This is a genomic window from Neisseria sp. HMSC064E01 (assembly GCF_001808875.1).
GTDB lineage: Bacteria > Pseudomonadota > Gammaproteobacteria > Burkholderiales > Neisseriaceae > Neisseria > Neisseria sicca_A.
Genome location: NZ_KV794963.1, coordinates 18041 through 25943, shown reverse-complemented (window position 1 = coordinate 25943; position 7903 = coordinate 18041). Strand labels below are relative to the sequence as shown.

4 protein-coding genes are annotated in these 7903 nt (G+C 56.6%); 2 read left to right on the top strand and 2 right to left on the bottom strand.

Annotated features, from left to right (window positions below):
- The first annotated feature begins 113 nt into the window (after positions 1-113).
- Positions 114-1070 carry a helix-turn-helix transcriptional regulator gene (locus HMPREF2572_RS10465; RefSeq protein ID WP_049226025.1) on the top strand — a complete coding sequence of 319 codons (957 nt, stop codon included), beginning with the start codon at positions 114-116 and terminating at the stop codon, positions 1068-1070.
- 113 nt (positions 1071-1183) lie between these two features.
- On the opposite strand, the gene HMPREF2572_RS10460 is transcribed toward HMPREF2572_RS10465, so the two are convergent.
- Together HMPREF2572_RS10460 and dnaJ are read right to left on the bottom strand one after the other, a co-directional pair.
- Entirely contained in the window at positions 1184-3199 is a 2016-nt protein-coding gene (locus HMPREF2572_RS10460) for a prolyl oligopeptidase family serine peptidase (protein ID WP_070498415.1), read from the bottom strand.
- A 130-nt stretch (positions 3200-3329) separates the two neighbouring features.
- Positions 3330-4466 carry a molecular chaperone DnaJ gene (gene dnaJ / locus HMPREF2572_RS10455; protein WP_070498413.1) on the bottom strand — a complete coding sequence of 379 codons (1137 nt, stop codon included), beginning with the start codon at positions 4464-4466 and terminating at the stop codon, positions 3330-3332.
- Positions 4467-4828: 362 nt separating this feature from the next.
- Here dnaJ and leuS point away from each other — a divergent pair, with 362 nt between their 5' ends.
- Positions 4829-7459, top strand: coding sequence for a leucine--tRNA ligase (gene leuS, locus HMPREF2572_RS10450; protein WP_070498489.1), 2631 nt, complete (start codon positions 4829-4831; stop codon positions 7457-7459).
- The last annotated feature ends 444 nt before the right edge of the window (positions 7460-7903 follow it).

Below are 7903 nucleotides of genomic sequence, written 5' to 3'. Positions count from 1 at the left end.
CGTCTGAAACACGCTTTCAGACGACCTTTCCCGTTTCAACCAATCCCTACGCTTGATTATTAGCAATAATTCCTATTTAATTCACTTATCAGACAACCCATTCCCATCTAAGCATGAACACCGCCGCCATCTACCGCCAGTACCAAACCTATGTCCGCTCCGATAAATCCGGCTGGGCGTTGGACGGCTGTTCCGACAGCGCGCTCATGGCGCAGGCAAAACAGCCCGGTTTACATCTGGAAATGTGCATCAACCGCTTCGACTCGGGCATCACCCTGTCGCGGATGCGCGGCGGCGGAACGGGCGCGTTTCCCACCGAAATCCACAATTTCAGCCACAACTGCGCCCTGTTCGTCATGGTGTCGGGGCAGAACCGGTTACAAATGGGCGGCAGGGAATACCGCCCGTCTGCCGGCGAAATCTGGCTGGTGCGCGGCGAGTTGGCGGACGTATCCGAAACCCTGCTGCCCGACAACGGCGGCATGTGCGCGCTGCATTTAGATTTTTCGCTGGAAAAACTGCGCCGCTGGCACGACGAAGGCTTGCTGGACGAACGCCTGTTTTCGCCGCAAACAATAGGCCGATTCGCCCTGCAACGGCTGGCGCAAAACGCGGCGGCACTGACGGCGGCGGCCTGCCCCCTGCTGCAACGCCCGTTCGAATCGGACGGCTTCGGCCTGCTCGCCGACGAAGCCGCTGCGCTGGAACTCTCCGCCCGATTATTGCGCTTCACCTTCCGCCGCCACGACAACGGCTACCGCCGCCGGCGCATAGATGAAGCCGCCGATATTTTGAACAGCGAGTTCGCCCGCCCGCTGACCATCGCCGAAATCGCCCGCCGAGTCGGACTGAACGAATGCTACCTGAAACGCTATTTCAAAGCACAAACCGGCGAAACCGTCGCCGGACGCCTGCGCCGCCTGCGGCTGGAACACGCGCTCGCCCTCATCGAATCCGGCAGCACCGTCCAAGCCGCCATGCACTTTTGCGGCTACCGCCACGCGGGACGGTTCAACGAAGCATTCAGGCGGCATTACGGATTTTTGCCTTCGGATGTGAAGAAGTGCTGATGGGGCCGGCGTCATAGATATTTTGATTTGAAACAACCATTAAAAAAGGTCGTCTGAAAAAGCAATTTCAGACGACCTTTTTTCATTCGCGGCAGCAGTGTCGCCACCCGCCCTTACCCCAAAAACTCTTTCAAAAACAGCAACACGCAGGCGAGTTCGTCGGCGGATTCGCGTTGCGTGCCGTTGCCGGTATGGCCGCCGCCGTCCGGAGCGTAGAGCCACGATTGCGCGGAGGTTTCGCGCAGTTTGGCGTAGAACTTGAGCGCGTGGGCGGGATGGACGCGGTCGTCGCTGAGGCTGGTGGTGATGAGTGCGGGCGGGTATGGCACGTCGTCTGAAAGATTGTGATACGGCGACAATTCGCCCAGCCAACGTTTGCAGACTTCGTATTTCTGCGGGTTGCCGTATTCGTCCGTCCAGCTCGCGCCGGCGGAGAGCAGCGGATAGCGGATCATGTCGGTCAGCGGCACTTCGCACACCAGCGCGCCTATGCTTTGCGGTTCGCGCACGAAGGCGGCGGCGGTAATCAGGCCGCCGTTACTGCCGCCCTGCAAACCGATGTGTTTGGGCGAACTCATGCCGCGTTCGGACAAATCGCGCACGACGGCAAGCAAATCATCGACGCTTTTGTGTTTGCTGATTCCCTGCGCCGCCTGATGCCAGCGCGGGCCGAACTCGCCGCCGCCGCGTATGTTCGCCAACACGAAGGCATTGCCCTCTTCCAGCCAGTATTTTCCGATGCTGCCCAGATAATGCGGCAGCTCGGGCACGCCGAAACCGCCGTAGGCATAGACCAGCGTCGGCGTGTCGGGCGCGGCGTTTTTGCCGACGTGGAAATAAGGGATGCGCTCGCCGTCGGACGAAACCGCCCAAAACTGCCGCACTTCGATGCCGTCTGAAACAAACTGCTGCAGCTGGCGGCGCATGACGGTCAGTTCCATCACGTTCAAATCCAGCGCAAACAGCGTCAGCGGCGTGGTGAAATCGCTAGCGGCAAGGTAAACCACGTCGCCGCCCCACGGCTGGTCGGTCATTTCCAGCGCGCCCGACGGCAGGCGCGGCAACTCGGCTTCCTGCCATTTGCCATCAGTAAAACGCCACGCTTTCAGACGACCCTGTACGTTTTCCAGCAGGCTCGCCACCACAAAACGCTTGGTCGTTTCCACGCTTTCCAATGCCTGCGTTTCATCGGGCGCAAACAAAAGCTGCGCCGCCCCGAGTTCGCCCCGATTCAGCTTCACCGCCACCAGCGCGCCGCTCGGATAGCTTTGGTTCGCGCGGTTCCAGTCCTTGCGCAGCGTCAGCAAAAGATGCCCCGCCAGATAGCCGACCACGTCGCAATCGGCGGGCAGATTCAACGGTTTCGCTTCGCCTTTAGACGACACCTGCAAATATGTCTTGGTGTAAAAACCGTCCGACGCTTCAATCAAATCAATCGGCGAACCCTGCGGATCGAGGTAACGCCACGCGTTCACCATCATGCCGTCTTCGCCGATTTGGTACACCGGTAGGCTTTCCTCAAAACTCTTGCCGCGCTCCACCAGCCATACCTCGCGCGGATAGCCCGATTCGGTCAACTGCCGCTCGTCCCAAGCCGGACACACCCACACGCTGTTTTCATCGCGCCACGACACATGGTTTTTCCCCGCCGGAAAATGAAAGCCGCCCTCGACCAGCCCGCCCGCTTCCAAATCCACTTCCAGCGTATAAGCCGTATCGCCGCCCGACTTGCTTAAAGTCAACAACGCGCGGTTGGGCTGCTCCACCAAGTGCGACACCCCGCCCAGATACACATCGTCGCCGAGCAGCTCGTCGAAATCCGCCACCGAAAACAGGATTTTCCACTCGGGATAGCCCGAACGGTAGGTCGCCGCCGTACACACGCGGTACACGCCCTTCGGATACTCCGCGTCCTGATGGAAATGGTACATCCGCGCGCGGTGTTCCTGACAAAACGGAATCTGCCGCGTGTCCTGCATCTGCGCCAAAATCCCGTCCGACAGCGCGCGTGCTTTATCGTTGTCCAAAAAGCGCGCACGCGTTTCGGAATGCGCTTCAGCGGCGAAGTTTAGCGTTTCGGGGGCATCGAGGTTTTCGAAATGGAGATAGGAATCGGGGTAGGATTTCATAGAAATGAGGTCGTCTGAAAATAGCGAAAGCGGGAATTATAGCGGGAAAGCCTTGCAGACAGATGAAAAGGTCGTCTGAAAGCCGAAGACATCAGCTTTCAGACGACCTTTTGCTGTTTTCAAACCCGAATCAGTCAAACAAATCGCCCACTTTGTCCCAGAACGATTTTTTGCGCGGGGTTTGGCTGCGGTCAAGTCCGGTAGAGATTTTTTCAAACTCTTCCAGCAACTCTTTCTGGCGGTCGGTCAGGTTGACCGGCGTTTCCACCACAACGTGGCAGTACAAATCGCCCGTCGCGCTGGAGCGCAGGGATTTGATGCCTTTGCCTTTGACGCGCATACGGCGGCCGGTTTGCGTTTCTTTCGGGATGCTCAGTTTGACTTTGCCGTCCAAGGTCGGGACTTCGACTTCGCCGCCCAAGGCTGCGACGGCGAAGCTGATGGGCAGCTCGCAATGCAAATCCAAGCCGTTGCGTTCGAAGATTTTGTGTTCTTTGACACGGACGTTGACGTACAAATCGCCTGCGGGCGCGCCGTGCGTACCCGGTTCGCCTTCACCGCTCAAGCGGATGCGTTGACCGTCGTCGATGCCGGCGGGAATGTTGACTTCAACGGTTTTGCTGGTTTTGGTGCGGCCTTCGCCTCGGCATTTGACACACGGGTCTTTGATTTCCTTGCCTGTGCCGTGACAGGTCGGACAAGTCTGCTGCATTTGGAAAATGGCTTGGCGGACGTGTACCGTGCCGGAACCGTGACAGGTCGAACAAGTCGATGCGGACGTGCCGGGTTTTGCGCCGCTGCCGTGGCAGACATCGCATTCTTCGTAGGTTGGTATATTGATGCGTTTTTTGATGCCTTTGGCGGCATCTTCCAACGTAATTTCCACGCCGACCTGCAAATCTGCACCTTGATAGTTTTGCTGACGGCCGCCGCCCCCGCCTCCGCCGAACATTTGGCTGAAGATGTCGGAGAAGTCGAAGCCTTGCGCGCCGCCGAACCCGCCAAAACCGCCGAATCCGCCCGCGCCGCCGCCCATACCCTGTTCGAACGCGGCATGGCCGTATTGGTCGTACATGGCGCGTTTTTCTTTGTCGGACAAGGTGTCGTAGGCTTTTTGAATTTCCTTAAACTTCTCTTCCGCTTCTTTATTGTCGGGATTGCGGTCGGGATGGTATTTCATCGCCAGCTTACGGTAGGCTTTTTTGATTTCGTCGTCGCTCGCACCGCGCGCCACGCCGAGTGTTGCATAAAAATCTTGGTTGCTCATGATAGTAATGGTTGTTGATATGTGTAAAAACTAGACCGGATATATGGGTGGGGTGGGGAAAACTCAAGTGTCTGAATGCGAGGTCGTCTGAAAAATACCGTTCTGTTTTCAGACGACCTTTGTCAAACTGACCTAACGACAACCTGCTATAATCTCTCCTTTATTTTTCTCAAGGCGGACGGGCAATTCGAAACGGGCCGGATTTTGGCACAGAAATGCCAGATTCAAGGCAAAAAATGCAGCAAGATTGGATATCTTACGCGTATTTTTAACGTACAAGGCGGCAGTTTATGGAACAAAATACCGCCGTTATCGAATCGTCAGCCCGCCCTCACATTTTCAAGCGAAAAAACAGAATGACCATGCAAGAACATTACCAGCCCGCCGCCATCGAGCCTGCGGCGCAGAAAAAATGGGACGACGCCCGTATTTTCAACGTCTCCGAAGACGCTTCCAAACCCAAATACTACTGCCTCTCCATGTTCCCCTACCCCAGCGGCAAGCTGCACATGGGGCATGTGCGCAACTACACCATCGGCGACGTATTGAGCCGCTTCAAACTCTTAAACGGCTTCAACGTCATGCAGCCTATGGGTTGGGACGCGTTCGGCATGCCGGCGGAAAACGCGGCGATGAAAAACAACGTCGCCCCCGCCGCTTGGACGTACGACAACATCGAATACATGAAAACCCAGCTCAAAAGCCTGGGTTTTGCGATTGACTGGGAGCGCGAAGTCGCCACCTGCAAACCCGAATACTACCGCTGGGAACAATGGCTGTTTACCAAGCTGTTTGAAAAAGGCATTGTCTATCGCAAAAACGGCACGGTGAACTGGGACCCGGTCGACCAAACCGTCCTTGCCAACGAGCAAGTCATCGACGGACGCGGCTGGCGTTCGGGCGCGTTGATCGAAAAACGCGAAATCCCGATGTATTACTTCAAAATCACGGATTACGCCGAAGAGCTGCTCAACGATTTGGACAAGCTGGAACACTGGCCGGAACAAGTCAAAACCATGCAGCGCAACTGGATCGGCAAATCACGCGGTATGACCGTGCGCTTCGCCGTTTCAGACGACAGCAAACAAGGCTTGGAAGGCGATTACGCGAAATTCCTGCAAGTTTATACCACCCGCCCCGACACGCTGATGGGCGCGACTTATGTCGCCGTTGCCGCCGAGCATCCGCTGGCAACCGCCGCAGCCGCCGACAAACCCGAATTGCAGGCATTTATCGCCGAATGCAAAGCCGGCTCGGTTGCCGAAGCCGATATGGCGACGATGGAGAAAAAAGGCGTGCCGACCGGCCGCTACGTCGTCAACCCGCTCAACGGCGACAAGCTGGAAGTGTGGATTGCCAACTATGTATTGTGGGGCTACGGCGACGGCGCAGTGATGGCGGTTCCGGCGCACGACGAACGCGATTTCGAGTTCGCCACCAAATACAATCTGCCGAAGAAACAAGTCATTGCCGTCGGCGACAACGCATTCGACGCAAACCAATGGCAAGAGTGGTACGGCGACAAAGAAAACGGCGTATTGGTCAACAGCGGCGGCTTGGACGGCATGAATTTTCAGACGGCCTTCGACGCTATCGCCGCCAAGCTGCAAAGCCAAAACGCAGGCGAACCGAAAACCCAATACCGCCTGCGCGACTGGGGTATTTCGCGCCAACGCTACTGGGGTTGCCCGATTCCCATCGTCCATTGCGAAAAATGCGGCGACGTACCCGTCCCAGCCGACCAACTGCCCGTCGTCCTTCCTGAAAACGTCGTACCCGACGGCATGGGTTCGCCGCTGGCAAAAATGCCCGAGTTTTACGAAACCACCTGCCCATGCTGCGGCAGCGCGGCGAAACGCGAAACCGACACCATGGACACCTTCATGGAATCAAGCTGGTACTTCTTCCGCTACATGTCGCCCAAGTTCGCAGAAGGCATGGTATCGACTGAAGCCGCGAAATACTGGGGCGCGGTCGACCAATACATCGGCGGTATCGAACACGCGATTCTGCACCTCTTGTACGCGCGCTTCTTCACCAAACTGATGCGCGACGAAGGTCTGGTCAATGTTGATGAACCGTTCGAACGCCTGCTCACGCAAGGCATGGTCGTCTGCGAAACCTACTACCGCGAAAATGCCAACGGCAGCAAAGACTGGATCAACCCCGCCGATGTCGAATTGACTTTCGACGACAAAGGCCGCCCCGTTTCCGCCGTCCTCAAAGCCGACGGACTACCCGTCGTCATCAGCGGCACGGAAAAAATGTCCAAGTCCAAAAACAACGGCGTCGATCCGCAAGAACTGATTAACGCCTACGGCGCGGACACCGCCCGCCTGTTCATGATGTTTGCCGCACCGCCCGAACAGTCCCTCGAATGGAGCGACAGCGGCGTCGAAGGCGCGCACCGCTTCCTACGCCGCCTGTGGCGCACCGTTTACGAATACCTGAAACAAGGCGGCTCGGTCAAAGCGTTTGCAGGCAGCCAAGACGGTTTGTCTAAAGAACTCAAAGACCTGCGCCACAAACTGCATTCCACCATCGCCAAAGTCAGCGACGACTACGGACGCCGCCAGCAGTTCAACACCGCCATCGCCGCCGTGATGGAACTGCTCAACCAATACGACAAAACCGACACCGGCAGCGAACAAGGCCGCGCCGTCGCCCAAGAAGTATTGGAAACCGCCGTACGTCTGTTGTGGCCCATCGTGCCGCATATCTGCGAAACCCTGTGGAGCGAATTGAACGGCGCAAAACTGTGGGAAGCAGGCTGGCCGACAGTCGACGAAGCCGCCTTGGTCAAATCCGAAATCGAAGTCATGGTTCAAGTCAACGGCAAACTGCGCGGCAAAATCACCGTCGCCGCCGACGCCTCCAAAACCGACCTCGAAGCCGCCGCACTCGCCACCGAAGGCGCGGTGAAATTCATGGAAGGCAAACCCGCGAAGAAAATCATCGTCGTGCCGGGCAGACTGGTAAACATCGTGGTTTAAAGCCGATTCGGCATTGATTGTTGTAATAAGAAAGGTCGTCTGAAAACTTGGAAACAGGGTTTTCAGACGACCTTTTTGCATTTTTTTCAGCGGAGGTGTTTTGGGGACGAGGCACGCGCGAGATGATGATAAAGATTACATTCCGTCATTCCCGCACAGGCGGGAATCCATTGGAAACGCTAAGCGACGGTGGGTTTTAAAAACAACTAACCGTAGCCGTGGGCTTGCCCACGGGTTGCTTTTGAAAAAACTGGGATTACTGACGCACAAGGTCGTCTGAAAACCATGCTCTACGGGCGATAGAGAAAACATAAAAACCAATTTCAACGGCTACTTCTTCCGCTGCACATACATGGGCAAAGCCCACGCTACTCTATAAGACTAAAAAACAGGTGTTTTAAAAACGGTTGCTGAAATTCAAAAATGGATTCCCGCCTGCGCGGG